The sequence below is a fragment of the Rahnella inusitata genome, assembly GCF_965118895.1.
Lineage (GTDB): Bacteria > Pseudomonadota > Gammaproteobacteria > Enterobacterales > Enterobacteriaceae > Rahnella > Rahnella inusitata_A.
In genome coordinates, this window is record NZ_CBCPJJ010000009.1 from 481779 (window position 1) to 507220 (window position 25442).

The 25442-nt window shown below is 52.6% G+C and carries 25 protein-coding genes; 12 read left to right on the plus strand and 13 right to left on the minus strand.

Features of this window, described 5'->3' with window-relative positions; all coding sequences use genetic code 11:
- Positions 1-44: 44 nt before the first annotated feature.
- Complete coding sequence (locus tag ACMHLI_RS10155) at positions 45-611, plus strand: hypothetical protein (protein WP_413529349.1); 567 nt, start codon at positions 45-47, stop codon at positions 609-611.
- Positions 612-806: 195 nt separating this feature from the next.
- Complete coding sequence (locus ACMHLI_RS10160; protein ID WP_213052213.1) at positions 807-1397, plus strand: Yip1 family protein; 591 nt, start codon at positions 807-809, stop codon at positions 1395-1397.
- Between the two features lie 153 nt (positions 1398-1550).
- On the opposite strand, the gene dld is transcribed toward ACMHLI_RS10160, so the two are convergent.
- On the minus strand, positions 1551-3242 hold the full coding sequence (dld, locus tag ACMHLI_RS10165) for a D-lactate dehydrogenase (RefSeq protein ID WP_413529350.1): 1692 nt from the start codon (positions 3240-3242) through the stop codon (positions 1551-1553).
- 161 nt (positions 3243-3403) lie between these two features.
- On the opposite strand from dld, the gene phnC reads away from it, so the two are divergent.
- The 4 genes from phnC to phnE (ACMHLI_RS10185) all read left to right on the plus strand — a co-directional run bounded on the left by phnC (position 3404) and on the right by phnE (ACMHLI_RS10185) (position 7191).
- Entirely contained in the window at positions 3404-4240 is an 837-nt protein-coding gene (gene phnC, locus ACMHLI_RS10170) for a phosphonate ABC transporter ATP-binding protein (protein WP_413529351.1), read from the plus strand.
- A gap of 68 nt (positions 4241-4308) precedes the next feature.
- Entirely contained in the window at positions 4309-5241 is a 933-nt protein-coding gene (gene phnD, locus ACMHLI_RS10175) for a phosphonate ABC transporter substrate-binding protein (protein ID WP_413529352.1), read from the plus strand.
- A gap of 160 nt (positions 5242-5401) precedes the next feature.
- Positions 5402-6265 (plus strand): phosphonate ABC transporter, permease protein PhnE, encoded by an 864-nt coding sequence (phnE, locus tag ACMHLI_RS10180; protein ID WP_112167018.1) that lies wholly within the window; start codon positions 5402-5404, stop codon positions 6263-6265.
- On the plus strand, positions 6265-7191 hold the full coding sequence (gene phnE, locus ACMHLI_RS10185; RefSeq protein WP_413529353.1) for a phosphonate ABC transporter, permease protein PhnE: 927 nt from the start codon (positions 6265-6267) through the stop codon (positions 7189-7191). Before phnE (ACMHLI_RS10180) ends, phnE (ACMHLI_RS10185) begins: the two co-directional genes overlap by 1 nt.
- A gap of 66 nt (positions 7192-7257) precedes the next feature.
- Here phnE (ACMHLI_RS10185) and ACMHLI_RS10190 read toward each other — a convergent pair whose 3' ends face one another.
- Together ACMHLI_RS10190 and ACMHLI_RS10195 are read right to left on the minus strand one after the other, a co-directional pair.
- Positions 7258-8379, minus strand: a complete 1122-nt coding sequence (locus ACMHLI_RS10190; protein ID WP_413529354.1) for a JmjC domain-containing protein — start codon at positions 8377-8379, stop codon at positions 7258-7260.
- A gap of 153 nt (positions 8380-8532) precedes the next feature.
- Positions 8533-9912: an NAD-dependent succinate-semialdehyde dehydrogenase gene (locus ACMHLI_RS10195; RefSeq protein WP_413529355.1), complete on the minus strand. Its 1380-nt coding sequence runs from the start codon at positions 9910-9912 to the stop codon at positions 8533-8535.
- Positions 9913-10272: 360 nt separating this feature from the next.
- Here ACMHLI_RS10195 and ACMHLI_RS10200 point away from each other — a divergent pair, with 360 nt between their 5' ends.
- Both ACMHLI_RS10200 and ddlA read left to right on the plus strand, forming a co-directional pair.
- Positions 10273-10602 (plus strand): DHCW motif cupin fold protein, encoded by a 330-nt coding sequence (locus tag ACMHLI_RS10200; protein ID WP_112167028.1) that lies wholly within the window; start codon positions 10273-10275, stop codon positions 10600-10602.
- Positions 10603-10662: 60 nt separating this feature from the next.
- Entirely contained in the window at positions 10663-11760 is a 1098-nt protein-coding gene (gene ddlA, locus ACMHLI_RS10205) for a D-alanine--D-alanine ligase (RefSeq protein ID WP_413529356.1), read from the plus strand.
- 59 nt (positions 11761-11819) lie between these two features.
- Here the strand turns inward: ddlA and ACMHLI_RS10210 are convergent, their stop codons facing one another.
- From ACMHLI_RS10210 to ACMHLI_RS10235, 6 genes are all read right to left on the minus strand, one after another.
- Positions 11820-12158 (minus strand): helix-turn-helix domain-containing protein, encoded by a 339-nt coding sequence (locus ACMHLI_RS10210; protein ID WP_413529357.1) that lies wholly within the window; start codon positions 12156-12158, stop codon positions 11820-11822.
- Positions 12142-12495, minus strand: a complete 354-nt coding sequence (locus ACMHLI_RS10215; RefSeq protein WP_413529358.1) for a type II toxin-antitoxin system RelE/ParE family toxin — start codon at positions 12493-12495, stop codon at positions 12142-12144. The genes ACMHLI_RS10210 and ACMHLI_RS10215 overlap by 17 nt, the downstream gene beginning before the upstream one ends.
- A 200-nt stretch (positions 12496-12695) precedes the next feature.
- A complete protein-coding gene (gene bhsA / locus ACMHLI_RS10220) occupies positions 12696-12953 on the minus strand; it encodes a multiple stress resistance protein BhsA (RefSeq protein ID WP_413529359.1) in 258 nt (85 codons plus the stop codon).
- Positions 12954-13104: 151 nt separating this feature from the next.
- Positions 13105-13362 carry a multiple stress resistance protein BhsA gene (bhsA, locus tag ACMHLI_RS10225; protein WP_413529360.1) on the minus strand — a complete coding sequence of 86 codons (258 nt, stop codon included), beginning with the start codon at positions 13360-13362 and terminating at the stop codon, positions 13105-13107.
- 168 nt (positions 13363-13530) lie between these two features.
- On the minus strand, positions 13531-13788 hold the full coding sequence (gene bhsA / locus ACMHLI_RS10230; protein WP_413529361.1) for a multiple stress resistance protein BhsA: 258 nt from the start codon (positions 13786-13788) through the stop codon (positions 13531-13533).
- Positions 13789-14235: 447 nt separating this feature from the next.
- Positions 14236-14493 carry a hypothetical protein gene (locus ACMHLI_RS10235; RefSeq protein ID WP_413529362.1) on the minus strand — a complete coding sequence of 86 codons (258 nt, stop codon included), beginning with the start codon at positions 14491-14493 and terminating at the stop codon, positions 14236-14238.
- A gap of 232 nt (positions 14494-14725) precedes the next feature.
- Between ACMHLI_RS10235 and ACMHLI_RS10240 the strand changes: the two genes are divergently transcribed.
- Both ACMHLI_RS10240 and ACMHLI_RS10245 read left to right on the plus strand, forming a co-directional pair.
- Positions 14726-15385: a TetR/AcrR family transcriptional regulator gene (locus ACMHLI_RS10240; protein WP_413529363.1), complete on the plus strand. Its 660-nt coding sequence runs from the start codon at positions 14726-14728 to the stop codon at positions 15383-15385.
- Positions 15386-15388: 3 nt separating this feature from the next.
- Entirely contained in the window at positions 15389-16270 is an 882-nt protein-coding gene (locus tag ACMHLI_RS10245) for an oxygenase MpaB family protein (RefSeq protein ID WP_413529364.1), read from the plus strand.
- A gap of 5 nt (positions 16271-16275) precedes the next feature.
- Here ACMHLI_RS10245 and abgT read toward each other — a convergent pair whose 3' ends face one another.
- The 3 genes from abgT to ACMHLI_RS10260 all read right to left on the minus strand — a co-directional run bounded on the left by abgT (position 16276) and on the right by ACMHLI_RS10260 (position 20660).
- Complete coding sequence (gene abgT / locus ACMHLI_RS10250) at positions 16276-17799, minus strand: p-aminobenzoyl-glutamate transporter (RefSeq protein ID WP_413529365.1); 1524 nt, start codon at positions 17797-17799, stop codon at positions 16276-16278.
- Between the two features lie 93 nt (positions 17800-17892).
- Complete coding sequence (locus ACMHLI_RS10255) at positions 17893-19344, minus strand: M20 family metallopeptidase (RefSeq protein WP_413529533.1); 1452 nt, start codon at positions 19342-19344, stop codon at positions 17893-17895.
- The gene (locus tag ACMHLI_RS10260; protein ID WP_413529366.1) at positions 19344-20660 is read right to left on the minus strand and encodes an amidohydrolase; all 1317 of its coding nucleotides are present in this window, start codon (positions 20658-20660) and stop codon (positions 19344-19346) included. The genes ACMHLI_RS10255 and ACMHLI_RS10260 overlap by 1 nt, the downstream gene beginning before the upstream one ends.
- Before the next feature lie 178 nt (positions 20661-20838).
- Here ACMHLI_RS10260 and ACMHLI_RS10265 point away from each other — a divergent pair, with 178 nt between their 5' ends.
- Both ACMHLI_RS10265 and ACMHLI_RS10270 read left to right on the plus strand, forming a co-directional pair.
- Positions 20839-21735: a LysR family transcriptional regulator gene (locus tag ACMHLI_RS10265; RefSeq protein ID WP_413529367.1), complete on the plus strand. Its 897-nt coding sequence runs from the start codon at positions 20839-20841 to the stop codon at positions 21733-21735.
- A 141-nt stretch (positions 21736-21876) separates the two neighbouring features.
- On the plus strand, positions 21877-22983 hold the full coding sequence (locus ACMHLI_RS10270) for a suppressor of fused domain protein (protein WP_112167052.1): 1107 nt from the start codon (positions 21877-21879) through the stop codon (positions 22981-22983).
- Between the two features lie 638 nt (positions 22984-23621).
- Here ACMHLI_RS10270 and ACMHLI_RS10275 read toward each other — a convergent pair.
- The gene (locus tag ACMHLI_RS10275) at positions 23622-25118 is read right to left on the minus strand and encodes an MFS transporter (protein ID WP_413529368.1); all 1497 of its coding nucleotides are present in this window, start codon (positions 25116-25118) and stop codon (positions 23622-23624) included.
- Between the last annotated feature and the right edge of the window lie 324 nt (positions 25119-25442).

The following is a 25442-nucleotide window of genomic DNA, read 5'->3' on the forward strand; positions in this document are numbered from 1 at the left end:
TAAGGATGTCTGAACAGGGAAATTTACGTGAAGGATAACAACGCATGTACCAACTCAGAACAATGGATATCTCGCCCGTCAATCCGATGCTCTATTTGCCTGGCGCGCCAGTCTGTCCGGAAGAACCTAAGGGAAAAATGCAAAGGAGGAAGTTAATGCAAAACCAGATCAATAATATCGAAAAACAAGGGATCAAAAACGGCGAGGAAATCGCCAGCCTGAATCTCAGAATGGGGAAGGTCGAACAGCAGGTTAGCAAGCTGACTGACGTTGTCACTGACACCAATCTGCGCGTGGGTAAGCTTGAACAACAGGTATGTCATATCAAGGAAGTGGTGACGGAGATGAATGTTCGTGTGGAGGCGCGCTTTGAAAAAATCGATCAGCGTTTCGACAAGATTGATCAACGTTTCGAAAAGATAGATCAACGTTTCGCCAGAATGGATGAAAGGTTCAGTGCTCTTGACGTAGCCGTGACAAAAATCCCCGCGATATTTGCTGAAAACGCGATGAAGCAGAGTCAGAGTTTAATTCGGGTGATCCAGTGGATTGTCAGTCTTATGGTGGTGTTGGTGGGCGTCACGTTTACCGCAGCCCGTTACATCCATTAAATTTCATAAACAGGCCCGAAAATGGCCAGTCTCTTTGCGTGGGGGATTGGCTGTATCAACAGAGTCTTCAATAACGGCTATAATATAGACAGGTCGCCACCTTCTCTGTGCCCCTGTGAGACAAGATATCCGGGCATTACCGAAGGCTTATTTTCGAACGCCGCTGGCGGCTTTCGGCGTACAAGGGGGTGTTTCATGGTAAATCATGTCTGGGGGCTGATGTCCCATCCCGGTCCCGAACTGCAACAAATCCAGCGTGAACGGGAAACTGTATCACACGTGTATTCTCACCATGTGCTGCTGATGGCACTGATCCCGGTGGTCTGTTCCTTTATCGGTACAACACAGCTTGGCTGGAATTTCGGTGACGGACAGAAACTGCTGGTTTCCATGTTCACCGCATCTTATATCGCCGTTATTTTTTATGTTCTGATGCTCGGCGCTGTCGCCCTGATGGGGCGGATCATCTACTGGATGGCGCGTCGCTATGACAGCCGTCCGACGCTCAACAGCTGTATTGTGTTCGCCGGCTACGTTGCCACACCGATGTTCCTCAGCGGTATTGTCGCGTTGTATCCGATGGTCTGGTTATGCCTGTTCGTCGGGATTATTGGCCTGTGCTACAGCGGTTATCTGCTGTATCTCGGTATTCCTAACTTCCTCAATATTGACCGCCGCGAAGGCTTCCTGTTCTCCAGCTCAACGCTGGCCATGGGGGTTCTGGTTCTCGAATTATTGCTCGCGCTGACGGTATTGATGTGGGGTTATGGCACGAAGTTATTTTAACGTTTAACAGATGAAGTCGCTTTGCTCCCACCCCAACCCTGCGAAGCGCAGGGTTGGGGTGGGCTATTCAAGGCATCTTAATCGCCATAACCCATCCCAGCCTTCCGTTGATGAGTAGGGAGGGAGAAAAGTCATGCAATCCCGACCAGCGAATTACTCCCGCCAGTTCTTGAGTTTGCTGGTTTTGCCAATCCCGGGATTGAAGCTGTTGGTCGGATCGGCCTGCCGGTAAAATTCCTTCAGATGAGGTTTCGCCAGATAAAGATGCCCGACGTTATGCTCGGCGGGATATTCTGCGCCCTTGGCATCGAGCAATTCTAACATCCGATGTTTGAGGGCTTTGCTGTCAGCGCCTTTTTTGACGATGTAATCCTGATGGAAAACGTGGCACATGAAATGCCCGTAATAGAGTTTTGCAACCAGCTGGTTGTCGATCTCCTCCGGCAAGGTTTCAAACCACTCGCGGTCGTTTCGGCGCAGTGCGATATCCAGCGCCAGAATATCTTCCACCTCTTTTTCATGCACCGCGTGATAACGCACGGCAGCACCGGCTGCGGCAAAGCGATGCAGGAACGCTTTCTTGCCTTCGTCGGCGGAACAGATAAAGAAATCCCCCTGACCATCGCTGAAGAAACGGGTCAGGAAGTTGCGTGCCTCATCGATGCCTGGACCAGACATTTTCAGCAGCAGATGATGTTCAAAGCGGTCGCGGTATTGCTTCATACGTGGCGGGAGATGATTAGGCAGGGCTTTACTCAGGCACTGCATCACGCGGTCGCTGAAGTTTTTCGGCAGGAAAGGGACTTTGCTGATATGCGCGTCAAATTTGCCTTTAGCGGTAAACATATCCGGCATTTTATCGGTGCCGAGTTTGTCGATCATCATGAACGTGTCTTTGCCGTAGACTTCGGTGATATCAAAAATATCGCGATGCATATATTCGCCCGCCACCGGCAGATTGGTGAAATCACGCAGGATCTGACGGCGCAGTTCGGTCAGAACATCGGTGTTGTTGGTGCCGATATAAAACACTTGCTGCTGGGTTTCGGCCGGGAAAGTGTCCAGACGCACCGCAAATACTGCCAGCTTTCCGGCGCAGCCTGAGGCCTCAAACAACCTGCGCTCATCGGCGTTAAAGCGCGATGGCGTATCGGCATCCACTTCGCGCACGCGTTCTGCATAATCGTGATCCGATGCCAGCCGCTGATCGTGCTGGATGTCGGCCTCGTGATAATCGGCCCGCTCCAGACGGCTCAGGATCTCTTCCGGCGTTTTACCAAGATTAATGCCCAGATGATTAATCAGCCGTAGTTCGCCGTGCTCATCTATCTGTGCATAAAGCGCCATTTCGGTATAGGCCGGGCCGCGCTTAACCAGCGAACCGCCTGAATTATTGCAGATCCCGCCGACGACAGACGCACCGATGCACGAAGATCCGATGACCGAGTGCGGTTCGCGGTTATACGGCTTGAGCATTTTTTCCAGTTTGTAGAGCGTGCTGCCGGGGAAACCTACTACCTGATGGCCGCCATTGAGCAGTTGGATCTGATCCAGCTTCAGGGTGCTGAAAATCACAATATCGCGATCGTAATCCTCGCCGCTGGGTGTTGATCCCTCGGTGAGACCGGTATTGGCGGCCTGCATAATGACAATTTTGTCCGCGGCGATGCAGGCTTTCAGCAGTTGCCACTGCTGCAGCAACGTTTGAGGGAAAACGACCGCCAGCGCTTTGCCGCCACCGGAGCGAAAACCCTTCCGGTAGCGCTCGGTGTTACTGTCTCCGGTGAGGACATGGCGGCTGCCGGCAATCTCTTTCAATGCGGCGATGAGTGTCTGATTATCCATTTCATCTTCCTTTTTTGACGTGATGCGCATTTGGCACCCTCCAATCATAGACTTAATCTCGTCTCTTTTTGTCACGCGCTGTCCATTAAATCGTCATTGATGTGTCATAAAACTCGCGCTTAATGAACGCCAGATAATGAAAGCAACCGAGAGACAGCATCATGGCGCAGGCACAACTTAAGCTGGCACAGGCTGAATATCCTCAGGCCGGGCCGCAGCATCTGAACAAAGTACTCGACGTCAAAGGCCTGGTGAAATCCTATAAATCCGGTCAGCGCGTCCTGAATGACATTAATTTTGATCTCCATGCCGGTGAGTTTGTCGCGGTTATTGGCCGTTCCGGCGCGGGGAAATCCACGCTGTTGCACGTCCTCAACGGTACCATTCCGTTAACCGAAGGCAGCGTGGTGTGTCATTACGAAAATGGTGAACAACAGCAACTGGCGGGGCTGACCGGTAAAGCGCTGCGCCGCTGGCGCTCAGGGTGCGGCATGATTTTTCAGGATTTCTGTCTGGTACCGCGTCTTGATGTGCTGACCAATGTTCTGCTCGGACGTCTCAGCCATACTTCCACATTCAAATCCTTTTTTAATCAGTTTGATGACGAAGACCGCGCGCGCGCGATTTCACTGCTCGAATGGTTGCACATGTTGCCGCATGCGTTACAGCGCGCTGAAAACCTTTCCGGCGGTCAGATGCAGCGCGTGGCGATTTGCCGTGCGCTGATGCAAAACCCCAAAATTCTGCTGGCCGATGAGCCCGTCGCCTCGCTCGATCCGAAAAATACCCTGCGTATCATGAATGCGCTGAAGAAAGTCAGCGAAGAAAATATCGCGGTAATGGTTAATTTACATTCAGTCGAACTGGTGAAAGATTATTGCACCCGCGTCATTGGCATTGCCAAAGGGCAGATTATTTTCGATGGTCACCCGGATCAGTTAACTGACGGGATTCTGCATCAGTTATACGGTGAAGAGCACGAAGCGGTGAACAGCTAAAATATAACGTTATTAATTTTGCAGTCCTTATTTCTACTTTCTCTCAATCTACACAAGGTCACCATTACATGAAGAAGTTATTACGTCTGGCAGTCTTTGTAGCAGGTTCTTTTACCGCAATGCACAGCATGGCAGAAGATGCGCCGAAAGAATTAAATATGGGTATTTTGGGCGGGCAAAATGCCACTCAGCAAATCGGTGATAATCAGTGCGTCAAAGATTTCTTCGATAAAGAATTAAATGTCGATACCAAACTGCGTAATTCCTCTGATTACTCTGGTGTCATTCAGGGGTTATTAGGTAAGAAAGTGGATATGGTATTAAGCATGTCACCTTCGTCTTTCGCCTCTGTCTATATTAATAACCCGAAAGCCGTAGACCTGGTTGGTATTGTTATCGACGATACGGATAAATCCCGCGGTTATCATTCCGTTGTTGTTGTTAAAGCCGACAGCCCTTATCAGAAACTGTCTGACCTGAAAGGTAAATCATTCGGCTTCGCTGACCCGGATTCCACTTCCGGTTACCTGATCCCGAACCAGACTTTCAAGAAAGAATTTGGCGGCACCACTGACAATAAATATAACAACTTCTTCTCCAGCGTGACCTTCTCCGGCGGTCATGAGCAGGATATCCTTGGCGTGCTGAACGGCCAGTTCGAAGGCGCCGTGACCTGGGCTTCAATGATAGGCGATCGTGAAACCGGTTATACCTCCGGCGCATTCAACCGCATGATCCGCATGGACCATCCGGATTTGATGAAGAAAATCCGTATTATTTGGGAATCTCCGCTGATCCCTAACGGCCCGATTTTAGTGCGCAGCGATCTGCCGCCAGCCTTTAAAGCCAAACTGGTTTCTGCCATTAAGAAACTGGATAAAGAAGACCACGCCTGCTTCGTAAAAGCAGTCGGTGGTAAACAGCATATCGGCGAAACGTCACTGGCGGAATATCAGCAGATTATTGATATGAAACGCGAACTGACGAAAGGCGGTCGTTAAGCTTTAGCTTCTCTTCTGTGAATGGGGAGGCCGGGGTGGGGTATTAATGGCAATTCAGTAAGCGAATGCTTTTATCATTAATGTCGTGGTAATACCCGCTCCTGACCTCCCCCCTCGCAGGGAGAGGAATAATGACTATCTGAAAATCGGAAATATTATTTTGAATAAAGACTTCAACCGTTATTATCAACAGATACGCGGTAAGCAAAAGCGGGAAGCGCTGATCTGGTCCGGGATTATGCTGATCTTATATCTGTGGTCTGGCAATGTTTCCGAACTGAATCTTAAAACCATTATTGTCTCCGCTCCGAGTTTCTTAGATTATATTCGCGAAACGGTGCCGGTATTGCACTGGTCTTTATTATTCGCCGACGGACATACGGAAGGTTCATTTGCCTATTGGGGTTACAGGCTGAATATTCAGTTGCCGTTGATTTGGGAAACTATTCAGCTGGCGCTTTCCTCGACGATTTTATCCACCGCGCTGGCTGTGCTGCTGGCTTTTCTCGCCGCCAATAATACCGATTCGCCTAAATGGCTGAAATTCAGTATCCGCACGTTTGTCGCGTTCTTGCGCACCATGCCGGAGCTGGCCTGGGCGGTCATGTGCGTGATGGCGTTTGGCGTCGGTGCTATTCCGGGCTTTATCGCGCTGACGTTACACACCGTCGGCAGTCTCACCAAGCTGTTCTACGAATCCATTGAAACTGCCTCGGATAAACCGGTGCGCGGACTGCGTGCTTGTGGCGCAGGGCGGCTACAGCGGATGCGCTTCGCCATGTGGCCTCAGGTTAAACCGATTTTTCTGTCTTACAGCTTTATGCGACTGGAAATTAATTTCCGCCAGTCGACGATCCTCGGTCTGGTAGGTGCCGGTGGCATCGGGCAGGAGCTGATGACTTCAATTAAACTCGATCGTTACGATCAGGTCAGCATGACCTTGCTGCTGATTATTCTGGTGGTGTCGGCGATGGATTATCTTTCAGGCAAACTGCGCAAACGCGTGGTGGAGGGCACTTTCTGATGCTAACCGACGCGCTCGAACCTCACATCGTGAACAGCCTTAAACAGCAGCATGCGCACCTGTTTGCCGCACAGCGCCGCTATCTGCGTTATCTGACGATACTGGCCATTGGCATCGCGCTGTATTACGTCTATTTCTTCAGTTATTTCGGCATTCCCTGGCACGATATGGTGCGCGGCACCCGCGAAGTCGGGCGCTATTTTTTGCGCATGTTCGTATGGCACAACGTGTCCGAATGGCCGTTTAAGTACTACTTCTCGCAAATTGCCATTACGCTGGCCATCGTATTTGCCGGAACCATCACCGCGTCTTTCCTGGCGCTGCCGCTGTCATTTCTGGCTGCGCGCAACGTGATGTCAACGCCGCTGCTGAAACCCGTTTCGCTGATTATCCGCCGACTTCTGGACGTTCTGCGCGGGCTGGATATGGCGATCTGGGGGCTGATTTTTGTTCGCGCCGTCGGCATGGGGCCACTGGCGGGCGTGCTGGCGATTGTGATGCAGGATTTAGGACTGCTCGGCAAACTGTTTGCCGAAGGACACGAAGCCGTTGAGCGCTCGCCGAGCCGCGGCCTGCGGGCGCTGGGTGCTTCACCGCTGCAAACCCATCGTTTCGGCATCTTCACGCAGTCCTTCCCGACGTTTCTCGCGCTTTCGCTGTATCAGATTGAGTCCAATACCCGCTCAGCGGCTGTGCTTGGTTTTGTCGGCGCGGGGGGGATCGGTCTGGTCTATGCCGAAAATATGCGGCTGTGGAACTGGGATGTGGTGATGTTTATCACCTTGATTCTGGTCGTGATTGTGATGACCATGGATAAGATCTCCGCGATGCTGCGGGCAAAATACATTCATGGCGAAGAAATTGATTTGTTCGAGCCTGAAGAACGCAAATTGAAGACGCCGGTGGAGCTTTACCGGCCTGAGTAAAACATACAACGTAAAAAGGCGGCGTCCATCGGATGCCGCCTTTTTTGTTATCAACAGGTCTGATGATTAATCGTCAAAAAACCAGTAACCCTGATTCACCAGTTCGGTGAGCACGGCGATAAATTCCGGGTCCTGCACCGCATTTCCCAGCTCTTTTTTGCCGATAAGGGTGTAACGGCACAGCGCATCTGCTGCGGCGACATTCTCAGTCTCCAGCGCTTCGCTGTTGACGAAGAAACGACCGCCGACGTTCAGCACGCGCAGGCCGCTCAGACGCGTCAGGCTGTCGCCCTGCATCAGCGCATCGACGATTTCATGGGCTTCAAACGGTGGTTCGGCAGGGGCGATATCCAGCTCATGACGTGGCGTAGTGGCGAAACGCCCAAACCATTGTTTGAACTCTTCCGGCTGATTGATGAGCTCGTGCATCATGTTGCGTACGCGCTCAAGCTCATACTCTTCCACTTTGCCAACGTGATCGCGAAGCGTCAGATCCGGGTCGCTGTAGTGGTCGCCGCCCAGATCGTTTTCCAATGCATAGTCTGCAAAGCTGCTGATGAAGTCGCGGGTATTGGGGCCACGGAAACCGACGGAATAGTTCATCGCTGTTTCATGGGTAAAACCGTCGTGCGGGAAGCCCGGCGGAATATACAGGATATCGCCCGGCTCAAGATCTTCGTCGATGATGGGTGTAAACGGCTCAACGTGCAGCAGTGCCGGATGCGGGCAAAATTGTTTGAGTGGCAATTTATCGCCCACGCGCCAGCGACGGCTGCCCATTCCCTGAATGATAAACACATCGTACTGATCGATATGCGGGCCGACACCGCCGCCCGGCACGGAATAGGAGATCATGAGGTCATCAAGACGCCAGTCCGGCAGTACACGGAACGGGCGAACCAGTTCGGCAGAAGGTGCATGCCAGTGGTTAACGGCCTGAGCTAGCAGCGACCAGCCGGTTTCACCGAGATTATCGAAATGCTCAAAAGGTCCGTTACTCGCCTGCCACAAACCGTTCGCGTGGCTGACCAGACGGCTGTCCACCTCAGGCTCCATCGCCAGGCCTGCTAACTCATCCGGAGTTATCGGATCAATAAAATTTGTGAACGCTTTTTTAATGATAACAGGTTGTTTCTGCCAGTATTTTTCTAAAAACGCAGGCCAGTCGAGATTGAGTTCATATGCCATGTGATTCACCAGTGGGAAGACAAACGGCCTCGATTATAGAGAGGGACGCAGGCATGCCGCTTTGTTGTGAATCAAGGGATCACGAATGACAGGGAAGGGAGGAGAAATTCCCTCTCCGGGCGGAGAGGGAAGGCATCAGGAAAGATTAAAACTTTAAGACTTCGCGGCCAGCACCACCAGTTTTTGGTTTACAAACTCTTTGATCCCCAAATCTGACAGTTCACGGCCGAAACCGGAGCGTTTCACACCACCGAACGGCAGCTCGGCGGCGGTGTCTGTCGGTGAATTGACGTACACCATGCCGGTTTCAATCTGGCTTGCCAGCTTACGGGCGCGGTTCATGTCTTTGGTAAATACTGAACCGCCGAGGCCGTAATGCGAGTCATTGGCCAGTTTGACCAGTTCCTCATCATTTTTCACCACATAAACCTGCGCGACAGGGCCGAAGAACTCTTCGAAATAGGCCGGATTATCGCGGGTGATGTGCGTCAGGATCGTCGGTTCAAAGAAGTTACCCGGATTGTCTGAGACTTTTTTGCCCCCGAAGTGCAATCTGGCGCCGTGTTTCACGGCATCGTCAACCTGCTTGCTCAGCGTTTTCACCGCATCGGCAGAAGATAACGGCCCCAGCGTGGTGGATTTATCGAGCGGATCGCCCATCTTCAACGCCCTGAAGTGTTCGGTGAATTTTTTCAGGAATTCATCGGCCACTTTTTCATGAATGATGAAACGTTTGGCAGCAGTACACACCTGACCTGCGTTGGAGACTCGCGCCTGCGCTCCGGCTTTCGCTGCTTTATCGATATCTGCATCGTCGAGTACGGCAAACACGTCGTTCCCGCCGAGTTCCAGCGTGGATTTTTTCAGCTTACCCGCGGCGCGGGCGGCAACGATCGCACCGGCTTTTTCCGAACCGGTCAGCGCAACACCCTGGACGCGATCATCATCAATGATGGAGGCCACCTGATCCTGCGAAATAAACAGGTTGGTATACGCGCCTTTTGGCGCACCGGCTTCGGCGACCAGTTTCTCGAAGGTCTCCGCGCAGTGCGGCACGATGCTGGCGTGTTTTACAATCACGCTGTTACCGGACGCCAGATTTGGCGCCAGTACGCGCATCAGCTGGTAGAACGGGAAGTTCCACGGCTCAACGGCCATGATCACGCCAATCGGATGGTGTTCAACCCAGGCTTCACCAAGGTCTGACTTATACGGCACTGGTTTGAGGAATTCTTCCGCTTTTTCGGCGTAGAATTTCGCAATATCGGCGCAAATCTGCACTTCGCCACGGCTTTGCTCGATGAGTTTACCCATCTCGACGCTGACCACTTTGGCCAGTTCATCGACGCGCGATGACATGATTTCTGAAAGCTTATGCAGCACTTTTACACGCTGCTGAATATCGCCTTGCGCCCAGTCTGATTTATACAGGGCATGCGCGGTCGCCAGCGCTTCCTCAACCTGCTTATCATTGTGAGTCTGGTATTCTTTGATGAGTTTGTTGTTGAACGGATTTATTGTTTGATATGGCATGTGTTGCTCCTTGTTTTGTGGCGCGCCGCGTTCAAAATTCAGCCGCGCGTTGGAATTGAGGTGCGTACGCCTTACTGCGTTTTGTTTCCGCTGTCTCATTCGAACAATAAGCATAGTCGATAAAATGTGAAGTCTGTCGCACAGACACCTTCCGCAACACAGTCTTTTGCTGCAATTTTATCATTTGCTTACAGGCCACAGAACGCGCGGGCTGTGGCCTGTCTCTGAGATTAATCGTCTTTACGTAACTTTTCGTCCGCAGACAGTTTTCTTTCCAATGGTTTTGTTTCAGCAAGCGATTGATAAATTTAGCGGTCACTTTTATGCTGGCTTTCCTTCTTTTCCGACACTGAGAAACTCATGAAGCTTGATGCGATTCCGTTTTGCACCACGGACTGGAGTGAGGTCACGCCGACTCAACATCCGGGTGATGTGGGAATGGCGCTGTGGCGCACCCAAAAGTTCGGCGATATCCGCGTGCGCATTGTGGAGTATTCCGCCGGTTACGAAGCGGATCACTGGTGCAGCAAAGGCCACGTGCTGTTTTGTATGGAAGGGGAATTGCACACGCGTCTGGAGGACGGGCGTACCTTTACGCTTTCGCCGGGCATGAGTTATCAGGTAGCGGACAACGCCGAAGCGCATCGTTCATCGACGCCGGTGGGCGCGAAATTATTTGTCGTCGACTAGATCTCTTGTTAACAGAAACATTTCGCCGTCAGCTGTGAGGCTGGCGGCAAGGAGCAGCAGGTGAGTAAATTACGGGTAGGCATCATTTTTGGCGGTAAATCAGCAGAGCATGAAGTGTCGTTGCAGTCGGCGAAAAATATCGTCGATGCCATTGATAAACAAAAGTTTGATGTCACGCTGTTAGGGATCGATAAGAAGGGCGAATGGCACATTAATGATGCCAGCAACTACCTGATCAATGCTGAGAATCCGTCGCTGATTGCCCTGAACCGCTCAAATAATCAGGTCGCACTGATCCCGGGCCAGACCGAAAATCAGCTGATCGAAACCCACAGCGCCAGCGCGTTGTCCCAGGTGGATGTCATTTTCCCGATTGTTCACGGCACGCTCGGTGAAGATGGTTCATTGCAAGGCTTGCTGCGTATGGCGAACATCGCGTTTGTCGGCTCCGGCGTGCTCGGCTCGGCGGTCAGCATGGATAAAGATGTCACCAAGCGTTTACTGCGCGACGCGGGTTTGTCCGTTGCGCCATTCGTCTGCCTGACGCGCAATAACCGTCAGAAAAACACCTTTACAGAAGTCTCACAAAAACTTGGCACGCCGCTGTTTATCAAACCTGCCAATCAGGGATCTTCGGTTGGCGTGAGCAAAGTAAGCGACGAAGCGGCTTACCAGCGTGCGCTGGATGACGCGTTCAGTTTTGATCACAAAGTTCTGGTGGAATCGGCGATCAAAGGCCGTGAAATTGAGTGTGCGGTACTGGGCAATGACAATCCGCAGGCCAGCGTGTGTGGTGAAGTGATCCTGCACGATGAGTTTTATTCTTACGACACCAAGTACATCAACGAATCCGGCGCGTCGATTGCGGTGCCTGCGGATTTGCCACAGGAAACGCATGACCGTATCCGTGCTATTGCCTTGCAGGCATTCCAGGTTCTGGAATGTCGCGGTATGGCGCGCGTCGATGTTTTCCTGACCGGGCAGGGTGAAGTGGTAATCAACGAGATCAACACCTTACCGGGCTTCACTAATATCAGCATGTACCCGAAACTGTGGGCTGCCAGCGGCCTGAGTTACAGCTCGCTCATCACCCGCCTGATTGAACTGGCGCTGGAGCAGTATCAGCAGGATAACCAGCTGAAAAGCTCGGCGAACTGATTGAGTTCAGATGAATGAAAGGCAGGGAGAGATCCCTGCCTTTTGCTTTTACAGGCTCATTATTCAATGACCAGCCTGACCTGTTTACCGGTCAGACCGACCATCAGAATCAGGGCATCGAGAGTGAATTTGTCGTTTTTTTTATTCACCACATCGGATACACGTGGTCGCGAAACCTGAAGCACTTTAGCTGCATCGCTTTGGCGCAAATTTTGCTGCGCTATCCAGTTAGCGACCTCCGTCATCAGCTGCTCCTTAAGGGCAATGGTCTGAGCAATCTTTATTTGCGATTGAGCATGTAAAACCTGAGCCTCGTCATCGGCAAACCCTAATTCAGCAAAGACATTTCCCCCTGCCGGGGTAATGTGGTGTGACGCAACATCAATGTAATCTTTCATTTTCTCTCCTTTGACGTTCCCTGACTATTTCAGCGTAACGGGCTTTTATAATGGCAACATCCTTCGGACTGGTTTGTTGATTCTTTTTCTGAAAGCAGTGAAGGATGTAGATAGCCTCTTCAAATTTGGCGACGTACACCACCCGAAATGTTCCTGCTACAGCGTCGAGTTTGATTTCGACAACCCCTGCTCCCCAATGATTTATAGATTTCCATTCAGTGGGAGCAAGCCCATGCTGAATTTGCTCAAGTTCGTATCCGGCTCTTTTTTTTGCATCTACAGGAAAATCACGTAAATCTTTTAAAGAGCTGCCGCGCCAGTCGATATCTTTAACCACAGTGACTTCCTTGTGTATAAAATTTTATACCTTTATAAGCTTCACGCCAATGCCTTTATAAGCCAGAGAGAAAAAGAACTGTGAAATCAAAAAGATTATTGCGAGATATGCTGAAGAAAAGTTGAAGAGTAATATGACAGACACGAAAAAGGCGGCAAATGCCGCCTCTTCTGCTTACTGCTTTAAACGACCAACCGGACTTATTTGTACAATTCAGCAGTACCGTACAAATGGTTGTCACCGGAAGCGCCGATAATGCGGTAAGAACTTGCACCGGCTTCGCTGGCTTTAGCATTCAGTTTGTTTTGCAGGCTGGTCAGGCTGTTACCGGAGGTCGCGCTGACGACACCGATAGCTTGCTGGCCTGCTGGTGCAGATTGAACTTCAGTGGCTGCCAGAGTCGAAAATGAAGCGGTGGCCAGTGCGAGAGCGGCGAGAGTCATAGTGATATTTTTCATGATAGTTTCCTCAAGTCGTGTTTTGAAGCTTCGCCAGGCGTTGTCATCAACGTTCATTTAATGTGCAAAGCTGTCTTCTGTCCGATCAACATTTAATTTATTAATTGATAAGTTAAATGCTGTATACCCTTGTTACGAACATCCTGCGTGCTTATTTATACAGCTCAGCCGTACCGTACAGATGGTTGTCACCTGAAGCACCGATGATGCGATATGAACTTGCACCGGCTTCACTGGCTTTCGCGTTCAGTTTGTTCTGCAGGCTGGTCAGGCTGTTACCGGAAGTCGCGCTGACCACACCGATGGCTTGCTGACCGGCTGGTGCAGACTGAACTTCGGTCGCGGCCAGTGTCGAGAATGATGCGGTAGCAAGGGCGATTGCAGCTAATGTCATAGTGATATTTTTCATAATGTCTTCCTTTTTAATTCTGTTTATCAGCAGATGATTTTTAGGTCCGACGTTAATTGTTAACGTTCGATAATTAAATCTTAGACCTGGATCACATTCTGTGCAACTAATTTATTTACTAATCGTTAACTAATTGTGCGGAACCTTTCGCTAACGCGTTCTTCATTCTTATTTGTACAGCTCAGCAGTACCGTAAAGATGGTTTTCACCCGAGGCACCGATGATGCGGTATGAGCTTGCACCCGCTTCTGTTGCTTTAGCATTCAGTTTTGACTGCAAAGTGCTCAGGCTGCCGTTTGAAGAAGCACTGATGGTGCCTACAACTTGCTGACCTGCTGGCGCAGACTGAACTTCAGTCGCGGCCAGAGTGGAGAACGAAGCGGTGGCGAGTGTCAGTGCTGCTAGGGTCATTGCGATGGTTTTCATGATGTCTTTTCCTGTTCGTTCATTTTGTTCGGGGCGTCTGATCCAGAAGCCTCAGTTTTCAGGTGAACGCTATTTATTAGTTAACGTTCGATAAGTAAATGTTAGAGGTTGGTGACGGTTTGTGCAAGATGTTTTTTTAATGAGCGTTAACTTATTGTGCTGTGACGGGAGTCACATGAAATGAGGCATTTGTTTTGGTTCTGTTGATTTTATGTTTCTAAAATGATTCGCCCATGACGAATGAAACATCGCTTATCCAATTTTGTGCTGAATGAATCTTTAATGATCGCTAAGTTAATGATTGGTTCTGACTGGCGCAGATGTTAAAACTGAGGCGTCTTTTTAAAGGATAAAGAGAAGAGGGTGCGTATTAAAAAGATAAGGCGACCAGAGCCGCCTTATCGTGATCCCTGCGCTGACATTCTTTAATCAGGCAGCCGGTCTTCCTTAGTAGTAGATGGAAGCGGGCTGATGACCAGAAGTAGAAGGCGCAGGTGGCTGAGTCGGAGAAGTCGGGATGCGGCCTTGTGAGACTTTTTTACTCACATAGCTACCGGGTTTACAGAAATTACTGTCCCCGGTCACATTGACCATCGCCACTTCCTGACTCAGTAAAGGCATCATGATAACCTGCTGTGCGGCAACATTGGCAACCGGGACTGCGGTTAACGCCAGAACTGCAAGAAGGATTTTAAGATTACTCATGATGTTACGTCCTGGGTTGGTACCGTGTAAAAACGCTTATAGCTTGTGCAGCTTTGCGGGTTTGAGTGATTTTCTTATCGCTCGATAATTAAATGATAATCTCCACTGGACTTATGCGCAACTATTTTTAATAATGATCGTTAAGTTATTTTTGTCATGAAAACTTATCTCATGAAAACGTATAACGAAAAGTTTAAACAACCATAATCACATGGTGATGGAAGGAGGGTGTATGAGCACTGAACAGACGGCTTTGGTCCGGAAAAGTCGCGGTCGCCCAAAACAGTTCGACCGTGGAACTGCTCTGAGCAAGGCCTTGAATTTATTCTGGCGCCACGGCTATGAGGCCACGTCATTAGCGGATTTGGTCGAAGCCACAGGTGCTAAGGCTCCCACGCTGTATGCGGAATTTGGCAACAAAGAAGGGTTATTTCGCGCAGCCGTTGAACATTATCTGACTAACTTTTACGAAAAGAGCTCATGTTTATTGAGCAAAACAGATTTGTCCGTCGAGGAAACCATCGGTCAGTACCTGCGTGCTATCGCAGAATTGTTTACTGACTGTGATACGCCGAGCGGTTGCTTTATGATCAGCGCCTCATCCGGAATGTCTTCATCATCCGCGGATATCGCAGAAATGCTGCGCGCGCGCCATCTTTCTCAGGAACGCTCATTGTTCGAGTTCTTTGAGAAGAGAAAACAGTCAGGTGAACTGACATCTGTCATCGACAGCGCACTGCTGGCGAAGTACCTCGCCTGCACCATTCAGGGTTTCTCGGTTCAGGCACGTGACGGCGCAACTGCCGCCGAGCTGAATCAGCTGATTGATGTCGTTATGAAAATCTGGCCACAGCTGAGCAGAGCCACGGTTGTCAGCACTGCCGCGCACTGACGGATGTTGAGCATCAAAACGTTGTTAAGAAGTAAAATAGAACGCCAGGTGCTGAGTATTTCGGGCCTGGCGTTGGGCGGTATAGATTTTGAAAAACCGGCGGGTGACCCAGGGCTGTTTGGTCCGGAAAGCGTAACCTGGCGGATACACGGTGATTTCACATCCATGCTGTGCGGCGGCGTCAGTGCGTTGCTGTTGCAGATGCTTCACCCGCTTGCGCTCGCCGGTGTCTGGGATCACTCCTCATTTCGCGAAGACATGCTGGGCCGGCTGCGACGCACCAGCCAGTTTGTCTCCGGCACCACCTTTGCGCCGATACGTGACGCCAATGCGTTAATCGAAAAAGTAAAATTCATCCATTTGCGGGTGACCGGCACTGATGTGTACGGCACGCCGTATGCCGCCAGCGACCCGGACTTACTGGTCTGGGTACACGTCACTGAAGCCTACAGTTTTCTACAATCCCATCTGCGTTATCGCAACCCGGCGCTGAGTCTGGCGGATCAAAACCGCTATTATCAGGAATTCGCACGGGTGGCGGAAAGTCTTGGCTCTGCCAGCGTGCCGGACAGCGTAACGGCGGTGGAAGCCTATTTTCAGGCGATGCGTTCGCAGTTGCGCTGTGACGATCGCACACTGGAAGTGGTGAGATTATTGCAGAACGCGCCCGCGCCCAGCCGTTTGGCGAAACCGGTAGGCAGCCTGCTGATTCAGGCGGGCATTGATCTTCTGCCTGAGTGGGCATCAAAACAGCTGGGGATTTCCCTTTCCCCTTTGAAACGCAAATCTGTCCGTTTTGGCACCCGCCGCATCGCGCACTTACTGCGCTGGGCGGTGCGTAACGGCTCATGGCACCGCGCCATGCGCCGGATGGGGCGTTTGTAATCCAGTTACATATGCGGATAAACGCCGGGCCCTATCGGTAAACCGAGCAGATACCAGCCCACCAGCATCAGCAACCACACCACGAAAAACACAATCGGATACGGCAACACCAGCGAATAATAGGTGCCGAGCTTCGCCTCTTTGTTGTACTTCTGGAGGAAACCGAGGAACAGCGGCACAAACGGCGACATCGGTGCCAGCGGGATCACCGAGGAGTCGGCGACGCGAAAAACAATCTGTGCGAACGCCGGATGGAAGCCCAGCAGCATAAACATCGGCACAAAAATCGGCGCGAGAATGGACCAGATCGCCGAGCCGCTGGCGATAAACATACACAGCAATGCCGACAGAAAAATCAGCCCCAGGAACGCCGGAATACCGGTCATACCCAGATTTTCCAGCACGTCCGTCAGCCCGATCGCCATAAATTTCCCCATATTGCTCCAGTTAAAAAATGCCACAAACTGGGAGAGCGGAAAAATCATCACGATAAAGCCGGCCATCGATTTCATCGGATCGACCAGCAAATCTGGCACGTCGCTGGCGCTGCGGATCTGTTTGGTCACCATGCCGTAAGGCACGGAAATCAAGAAGAAGAACAAAATGATTAGCGGGACAATGCCCTGAATGAACGGGGAAGGAATGATGCCGCCGGTTTTGGGATTACGCAGCGGCGCGGCTTCCGGCACCACCAGCAATGCCACCAGCCCGATGAACACCAGTGCTGCAATACCGCTCGCCATCAGTCCGCGATTTTGCAACGGTGTCAGTTTTTTCATTTCTTCGTTGCGCTCGCCCCGGTACACCGGCAGGCGCGGTTCTACGAATTTATCAGTGAGCACGGCCCCGACAATAGTCAGCAAAATCACTGACGCAGCCATAAAGTACCAGTTGTCGATCACGCTGACCTGCACCGCCGGATTGATCGCTTTCGCTGCTTCGGTACTCAGACCAGACAGCAGCACGTCAGTAGTGACGATCAGTAAATTAGCCGTAAAGCCGCAACCGACGCCGGCGATGGCCGCCAGTAAACCGGCGACCGGATGACGCCCGACCGCCAGAAAAATCAGCGCACCCAGCGGCGGCATCACCACCAGTGCCGCATCGGATGAAATATGGCTGAAGAAGGCGATGAAAATCACCATGTAGCTGGCGTAGCGGGCGCTGACCTTCGACGCCATTTTGTACATCAGACTTTGCAGCAACCCGACGCGCTCCGCCAGACCTGCGCCAATCACCAGCGCCAGAATCGACCCCAGTGGCGTAAAACCGCTGAAGTTCTTGATGACGTTCGGCAAAATCCACTGAATACCTTCCACGCTCAGCAGATTTTTAACGTGAATGATTTCGCCGTTGCTGGGGTTCACCGCCGTAATATTCAGCCATGAAATGACTGCCGTAGCGACCATCAGCACCGCAATCAGATAAACAAACAGTAAAAATGGATTAGGAATTTTATTCCCTACACGTTCAACCCACTGAAGAAATCCCCCGGGGCTCTGGCCGCTTTCCTGTGCATCTACACTCATCGTTTTACCCTCTGTTATGTTTGCTTTTTTTATATTTATTCCGCTCATTCGCGCCGGAACGGGGCGCGAATGAGCGGTGGACTCACCAAAGATTTATTTCAAAGGCGAAGGTTTCACTCCGGCCGGGATAGGGCAGTGATAGGGACGACGGATGCGCAATGCGTCGCGCTCTTTCTGGCACGCGGCCAGTAAATCCGGCTGAGTAAACAGGGCGATGGCGGTGGAGGACATGACTTTGGCCGCCAGACACATGCCTTTGTGGGCGATGGACGTGCGCCCCTGCGAGACTATCTGCCAGGTGTGCAGCGGCGAACCGACCGCAAAGCACGGGCTGAAACATTGTGCCGTCGGCACCAGCCAGCTGACATCACCGACGTCGGTGGAGCCGTACAAAATATTGTTGTTTGGCGCGTAAGGGGCGACGGCATCGGTCAGCGGAGATGTGCGCAGCGTTTCGGCGAATTCAATGCCCTCGGCGCCGCTGGTGCGGGAAATATTCAGCAGATTATTGTCGATGTCCTGATCGGTCAGCGTGGCATGAATCGACGCCGCAAATGCCCGCTCTTCGTCGGGGTAATGCGGCGTGCCGAAAGCCTGCACGTACTGATACATCGCGCTTTCCAGCGTACGGTTCGGCACATAATTCGAACAGGCTTTGTCGAAGCGCATCGACATGGTGGTGCCGGTCATCAGCGCCGCGCCTTTGGCAATATCCACCACGCGGTCGAAAATTCCCTGTGCCTGATCCATCTGTGGCGCGCGCACCAGATACAGCACTTCGGCATCGGCCTGCACCACGTTCGGCGAAATACCCCCCGCGTTGGTGATGGCGTAATGCAACCGCGCTTCCTGAATGATGTGCTCACGCAGGAAGTTAGCGCCGGTGTTCATCAGCGTCAGGGCATCCAGCGCGCTGCGTCCGAGATGCGGCGCAGCGGCGGCGTGTGAGGACACGCCCTTAAAGCTGAACGACGCCTGAATGTTGGCCAGCGTCTGGTTGCTGAACATGCCGCTGTAGGTTTCCGGGTGCCAGGTCAGCGCGGCATCGACGTCATCAAACAGGCCTTCGCGGGCCATAAAGGTTTTGCCGGATCCGCCTTCTTCGCCCGGACAGCCGTAAAAGCGTACCGTGCCCTGAAGGTTTTCGCGCTCCATCCAGGCTTTTACTGCCAGGGCGCCGCCGAGCGCCGCGGTGCCGAGCAGATTGTGGCCGCAGCCGTGCCCGTTGCCGTTTTCAATCAGCGGCTGCGGGGTGTCGCACCCGGCTTTCTGGCTAAGTCCGGCCAGCGCATCGAACTCCCCGAGCAGGGCGATAACCGGTTTACCGCTGCCGAAACTGGCGATAAATGCCGTTTCCATGCCGCCGACGCCACGCTCCAGCGTAAATCCGCTGGCTTCAAGTTTATCGGCCAGTAAGGCTGAGGAAACGGATTCGGCAAAGCGGGTTTCCGGGGTGTCCCAGATGGCATCACTGATTTGCGCGAGCGCCGGTTGCTGGTTATCCATAAAGTCGTTGATGAAATTAACGATATGCGGATCTGCCATCATTTTCCCCCCTCAAATTCAGCAATGTTTAGCACCAGCGCGGCCAGCGTTTTGATGCCCTGCGCCATCACTTTTTCGTCGAAATCAAACAGCTCATTGTGATGGCCCGCGCTAAGGTCGGTGCCGAAAATCACGTAAGAGGCTTCGCCGCCGCGTGCCTTGACGCGTTCCATCATGTAGGTCGCGTCTTCGGAACCCGCCGCGCCTTCCTGACGATCAATGATCGCTTCGAACTCACCGAGTTTTTCCGCCTGACGGTGGATGTATTTCACCCAGGCTGCCGTCGGCGTACTGCTCTGCGCCGCGCCCATCAGTTTGATGTCGAATTTCACCTGATGCATTTCCGCTGCGCCGGAAATCACTTTCAGCGCCTGCTGGTAAATGAATTCGTTGACCTCATTGGTTGAGCCGCGCGTTTCGACTTTCATCATCGCGCCGGACGCGATCACATTTCGGCCAGTACCGGCCTGTAACACGCCGACGTTGACCCTTGAGCTGCCGCCGCTGTGGCGCGGAATTGCGTGCAAACCTAGCGTCGCCTGCGCTGCGGCCAGCAGGGCGTTACGGCCTTCTTCCGGCTTACCGCCCGCATGGGATGCTACGCCGGTGAATTGCACGTCCAGCTTGGTGGTCGCCATAAAGGTGTCGTTGCCGCAAACAATGTGATTAGCCGGAACGCCGGTGCCGATGTGTACCGCCGTGAAGAAATCGACGTCATCGACCACGCCCGCTGCGACCATCGATTTGGCGCCGCGCGTGCCCTCTTCGGCAGGCTGGAAAATCAGTTTGATGGTGCCGCAAAGCTGATCGCGCATTTGCATCAACACTTCCGCCAGACCCAGCCCGATAGTGGTGTGTCCGTCGTGGCCGCAGGCGTGCATCATGCCGTTATTGGTTGAGGCAAATCCTTCACGGAACGGGCGATGTTCTTCTTCGAGTACTTCGAATAAATCCAGCGCGTCCATGTCCACACGAAACCCCATCACCGGGCCGGGACGACCGGTTTCCAGCGTGGCGACAATGCCGGTGAAACCGCCGGAAAAATGCGGCATCCAGCGGGCAATCGCCCCCTGTTCCAGCGCACGCTGTTCCTGTTCGGCCAGAACGGTGGCAGAGGGCAGCCCCATACGTGAACCGGCGTCGATCACCTCTTTGCCGAGCTTCAGCGCGTAACCGAGTTTTTCCAGCCGGTCAGCGACCAGCGTAGATGTACGAAATTCCAGCCAGCCGGATTCGGCATATTTATGCAGGTCACGACGTTGTTGTTGCAGGGCAGGGAACAGCTGTTCAACACGTTCGGAAATCTCATTTACCATCACGGACTCTCTTTTTTTACAGATATGCAGGCTTTCTGCGGGGGAGGCAGAAAGGAGGAAACCTAAATCTGGGAGGGGCTCGACCGGCCTTATATGATTTTCAATGTACATAAAGCAATCAGGGCATATAAGATGCCAAAATCTTCTTAGTGATAATCAGGGGTTATCAAAGAGACTTATGCCATCACAAATAAAAATGCATCAGTTGCGGGCGTTTGTGTCCGTGACGCGACATGGCAGTATTCGTGCGGCCAGCCGGGTAATGGCGCTATCGCAGCCGGCGCTGACAAAATCGATTAAAGAGCTGGAAGAGAGTCTTGGGGCGAGATTGTTCGTACGCCGCCGTCAGGGCGTGACGCTAACTGATTGTGGCGAAGCGTTTTTTAAGCGTGCCAGCCTGATTTTGGAAGAGCTGCGTGTGGCACAGGAAGATATCGCCCAACGTCTCGGCGCCACCAGCGGGAGGGTAAATATCGGCGTGGGTGCCAGCATCGCGCGCACTATTATGCCGGAAGTGATCGATCGTTTTCACCGCGAATTCCCCAATATGAAGGTGCGTATCGCCGAAGGTCAGCTGGTATCGATGATCCCGGAACTGCGTCAGGGCGAGCTGGATTTTACGGTGAATACGTATTATCAGGGTCCCTTTGATAACGAACTGTTATATGAAAAACTTATGGATAAAGAGTATCGCGTGGTCGCAAGGCGCGGTCATCCGATGGAAAATGCCCGCTCGATAAAAGAGTTGTTGCACTGTGACTGGACGCTGCCGACGCCGCGCGGAAGTTATTACAAATTGCTCAGCGAAGTCTTCAGCGATATGGACGCCGAGCCAAATATCAGCGTGATTTGCGAGACGTTTATGTCGTGCACCAGTCTGATCGCCAAAACGGATTTTCTCAGCGTATTGTCGGTGGACGTCATTAACGATCCGGTGATCGGTCAAAGCCTGGTGGCACTGGATCTCGACCTGCCGCTGCCCACCGCAACTTTCTATCTTATTCAGCGACGTGATACCACGCTGACGCCGATGGCGGCCTATCTGGCGCAGCTGTTCCGGCTGTATTGTCGATAACGATGTCGTTTTGCTAATAAAGCGCGCGTTTTGATGATTTATCGGGGATTTTTGGGAATATTGCCCGTTATCGTCATTGCTTATACGTTCTACACTGACCATCACAGGGAATAATAAGCTTCCTAATATTGCCGAGGTCATATGCGCCAGTCCGATATTGTTGCTGAAGTCAGCAACGACAAACAAACCCTGACCGCGCTGGTCGAGCAGGACAACCGCGTGGTGTATTTCTACATATTCGCCCGTGAGGATTTGCGCGACCGTTTTCCGAAAATGCGCGCCTGCTGGGTGCGCAATCTGGTGCCCGCGCCGTTGCATGATGACAATGAAGCGATGGAGCACGGCATTTCGCCGATGCTGGCCGCGCAGTATTGCCGCAATCTGGAAGGTGAAGCGCCGCTGGATCCGTCGCAGATTCAGATCTTATGGAATGAAAGCGATGACGGCGCGGCGTTGTGGTATCAGGGCTTGCTGCTGGCGGTCATTCCGGGCTGGAGTTTGTATATCGATCACTCGGTGTGTTATTCCGCCGGATGTATCAAAGAGAATCCGCTGACCTTCCCGCTGGGTTCCGCTTCGACCAACACGCAGTGCGAGCTGGCGGAAAAGACCCGTCTGTTCTGGCGCGACTGGCAAAATGAATTCAGCAACCCGTGGCCGAAAATTCAGCGCAGTTTGCTGGAATCGTATGAAGACCGTTACGGCCCGTCGGTGAAATATTATCTGATCAATCAGGGCAGCTGGCCGCCGATGGCGATTTCCCAGCATGAAGATGAAGAGAATTATTACTTCTTCACCGTCGGCATGAGTATCCGCCCGATGCCGCAAATTGACATTATTTTCAATGATGACGCCGACAAACATCGCCGTATCGAACTGGCGTTTTCCGTCGGCAAAGAATATGTGAGCGAGGAGCACGCTGTGCAGATGGCGAGCGCACTTTCGGGTTACGCGCAGGTGCCCTGGACCACTCTGAGCTGGCTTGGCGAAGGCCACACGCTGATGTCCCCAATGGCACCGCTGGGCTTTGAAGGTCATGTAATTTCTTCCGCCCTGTGCGGCCCTGCCGATAAAATGCGTCTGCCGAAGGTCTATGGAGATCGGGTAAATCAGTTTTGGGTATCACCGGTGTTCGACAGTGAGCTGGCATTTTCACAGGCCAGGCCTAACGGCGGCATCGAGCTGGTGGCGGCGCTGATTGAGAATGGCGTGGGGTACGTGTTTGCACCGCGGGGCGCTGTGGTGTGAGGCGGGTGCCGCGCACTGGCGGCTTTTAAATATGACCGAGAATTTTTCGGTTTCTTAATTCAGTGATCACTTAACTCACCGCGCCGAAACCGACCAAGAGAGGGAAGTGCGTTCCCTCTCTTGGATCTCTCCCCGCTTTTTTAAACACGCGCTGTCGCAAGGCCGATGGACATATTCTGTGACTCCCGCATGTGGCGCAAAACCCTGCCGCTACGCGTTCCCTTCACTCGGTCTTCGAGCCATAGGTCTCGAAGCCGCTCCGTTCAGCAGGATTTTCTGATCGCGCCATCTCACCATTTTTTTGAAAACAAATATAGATTGAGCAAGGAGTTTGGATTTTTTTCGAAAGGATCCGAGCCGGTAAAGTTGTGACCTCAAAAGCTTTGGCCGCCTTCAAAAATCACGCCGGAGGGAGAGGTGGAAAACTGCGCGTCTGTTTGCGCGGGTTGTAACCCGAGCGAAGGGCACCGCGTAGCGGCGGGATTTTGCGGCAATCACGGCAGCTACTGAAACACTGCCCGTCTGCACGGCACATGTTTTAAAGAGCCCGGGATTCTCAAGGGTGGTGGCGATAGACCACCCTTGAGGCCGGTTTGGGCGGCAGCCCAAGGTGTTGAGTTTGATTTTAAAGCCGCCTTTTAATGCCCGGCTTCGGCATTAAAATCCTCAGCATCCACATCATACCCCGACGGTTCCCAGCGTATCGCCGTAAGCACGATTAAGCCTGCCAATGGCGCCAGCGCAATCACCCAAAACACCCCGGTGCCCAGCGCAGCGGAAAGCACCGGAAACAGGAACAGCGATACGGTGGAGCTGCTGCGCATCAGCGTCTGGTTGAAGCCAACCCCCATACCGCGCAATGACGTCGGGTAGCTCAGTGACGCAAAGGTCATGGTGTGCGAACCGGGGCCAAAGCCCTGACCGAACAGGAACAGCGCCAGCATCGCGATGGAAATCGCCGCTTCACCGCCGTCGGCAGGGCGGCCCACGACCGCCAGACCGATCATCGCGACAAGCTGGCAGGCGTAACCGGCGTAAGTCATCTTCCACGCGCCGAATTTAGACACGTAGCGCACCGCAATCAGCCCGCCGACGAAGGCGAAGCACAGGTTCAGGCCGAGTGAAAACAGGATAGTACTGATCATCGACTGCTGAAGGAAACTCGACAGAATCACCGGCAGCCCGAATGCCACGGCGTTATAGGCAAATGACGACGCCACGGCAGTGACCGTCGCCAGCACGGTACGGCGCAGATAGACGCCCTGCAACAGCGTGCCATAGTTGCGCCATGCGGCTTTACGCACTTTCACCTGCGGCGTTTTATCGGCATCATCCGCAACCACCGCGTTGATATTATAAGACTTGCGCAGAATCGCCGCCGCGCCCTGTAAATCTTCCTGATTGGCAGCCCAGACCGGAGATTCGTTCATGTAACGATGACGGATAGCGATGATCAGAATCGCCGGAACCGCACCGAAACCGAGGATCAGGCGCCACAGCCAGTCGGTGTGCGTGGCGGGCAGCACGGCGTACAGCAACAGAACCAGCAGATAGGAGACGCTGATCGCCGCGTACCATGTCGGGCACCACATCGCCACGCGAGAGGCTTTATTGCCGCGCCCCTGAAGCTTCGAAAACTCTGCCAGAAACGCCATCGCTACCGGCAGGTCGATCCCGACGCCGAGGCCCATCACAAATCGTGACCCGCCGAGCACCCATTCGTTGGGCGCAAACGCACAGGCCAGCGCGGCGATAACGAAGAAGAACATATCGGCCATGAATACGCGGTAGCGGCCAATTTTGTCGGTCAGATAACCGCCTAACAGCGCTCCGACAATCGCTCCGAAGGTGATCGCCGACGCCACAAACCCTGCGCCGGAAGGGGATAACCCGAACTGGCGGGTAATATCCTTCATCCCGAAGGCCAGCGCACCGAGGTCATAGGCGTCGAGGAAAACACCTCCCAGCGCAATGGCGATAACCACACGCGCGTCGCTCAGTTTAGCAGCGCCGCGGTTCACTAACTGAGTAATATCGGAGGCGGAACGAATCACCACCGGTTGATCAGACGCCGCATCCGCCGCGCTGTAGTTCCCTGAAGAAGCAGCCTTTGAGGCCGCAATAGAATCAGACATTATTGTGTTTACGCTTTTTGACAAAAAAACCAGCATAGAGGTGACGTGATGCCCGTCACAAGTGCTGAATAGCTGAGAAATGAAATCAAATGGCTATAACTTAAAACTAAGTGGTCTAAGGCTGTTTATCATCTGTTCCTGTCCCGCTGCGGCATTATCCAAATTTGAGATTTACTCCGCACGAATCCGCATTTCCTCTCCTCACGATCCTCTGTTTTGATAGCTGACCATCAGACCTCTTACCCAAAATTGAACTATCCTTGTTAGCACGCTGTTTTCACTGATGAAAGCGGGTTTGAGAAACCGTCGCCCGGCGACAAAATT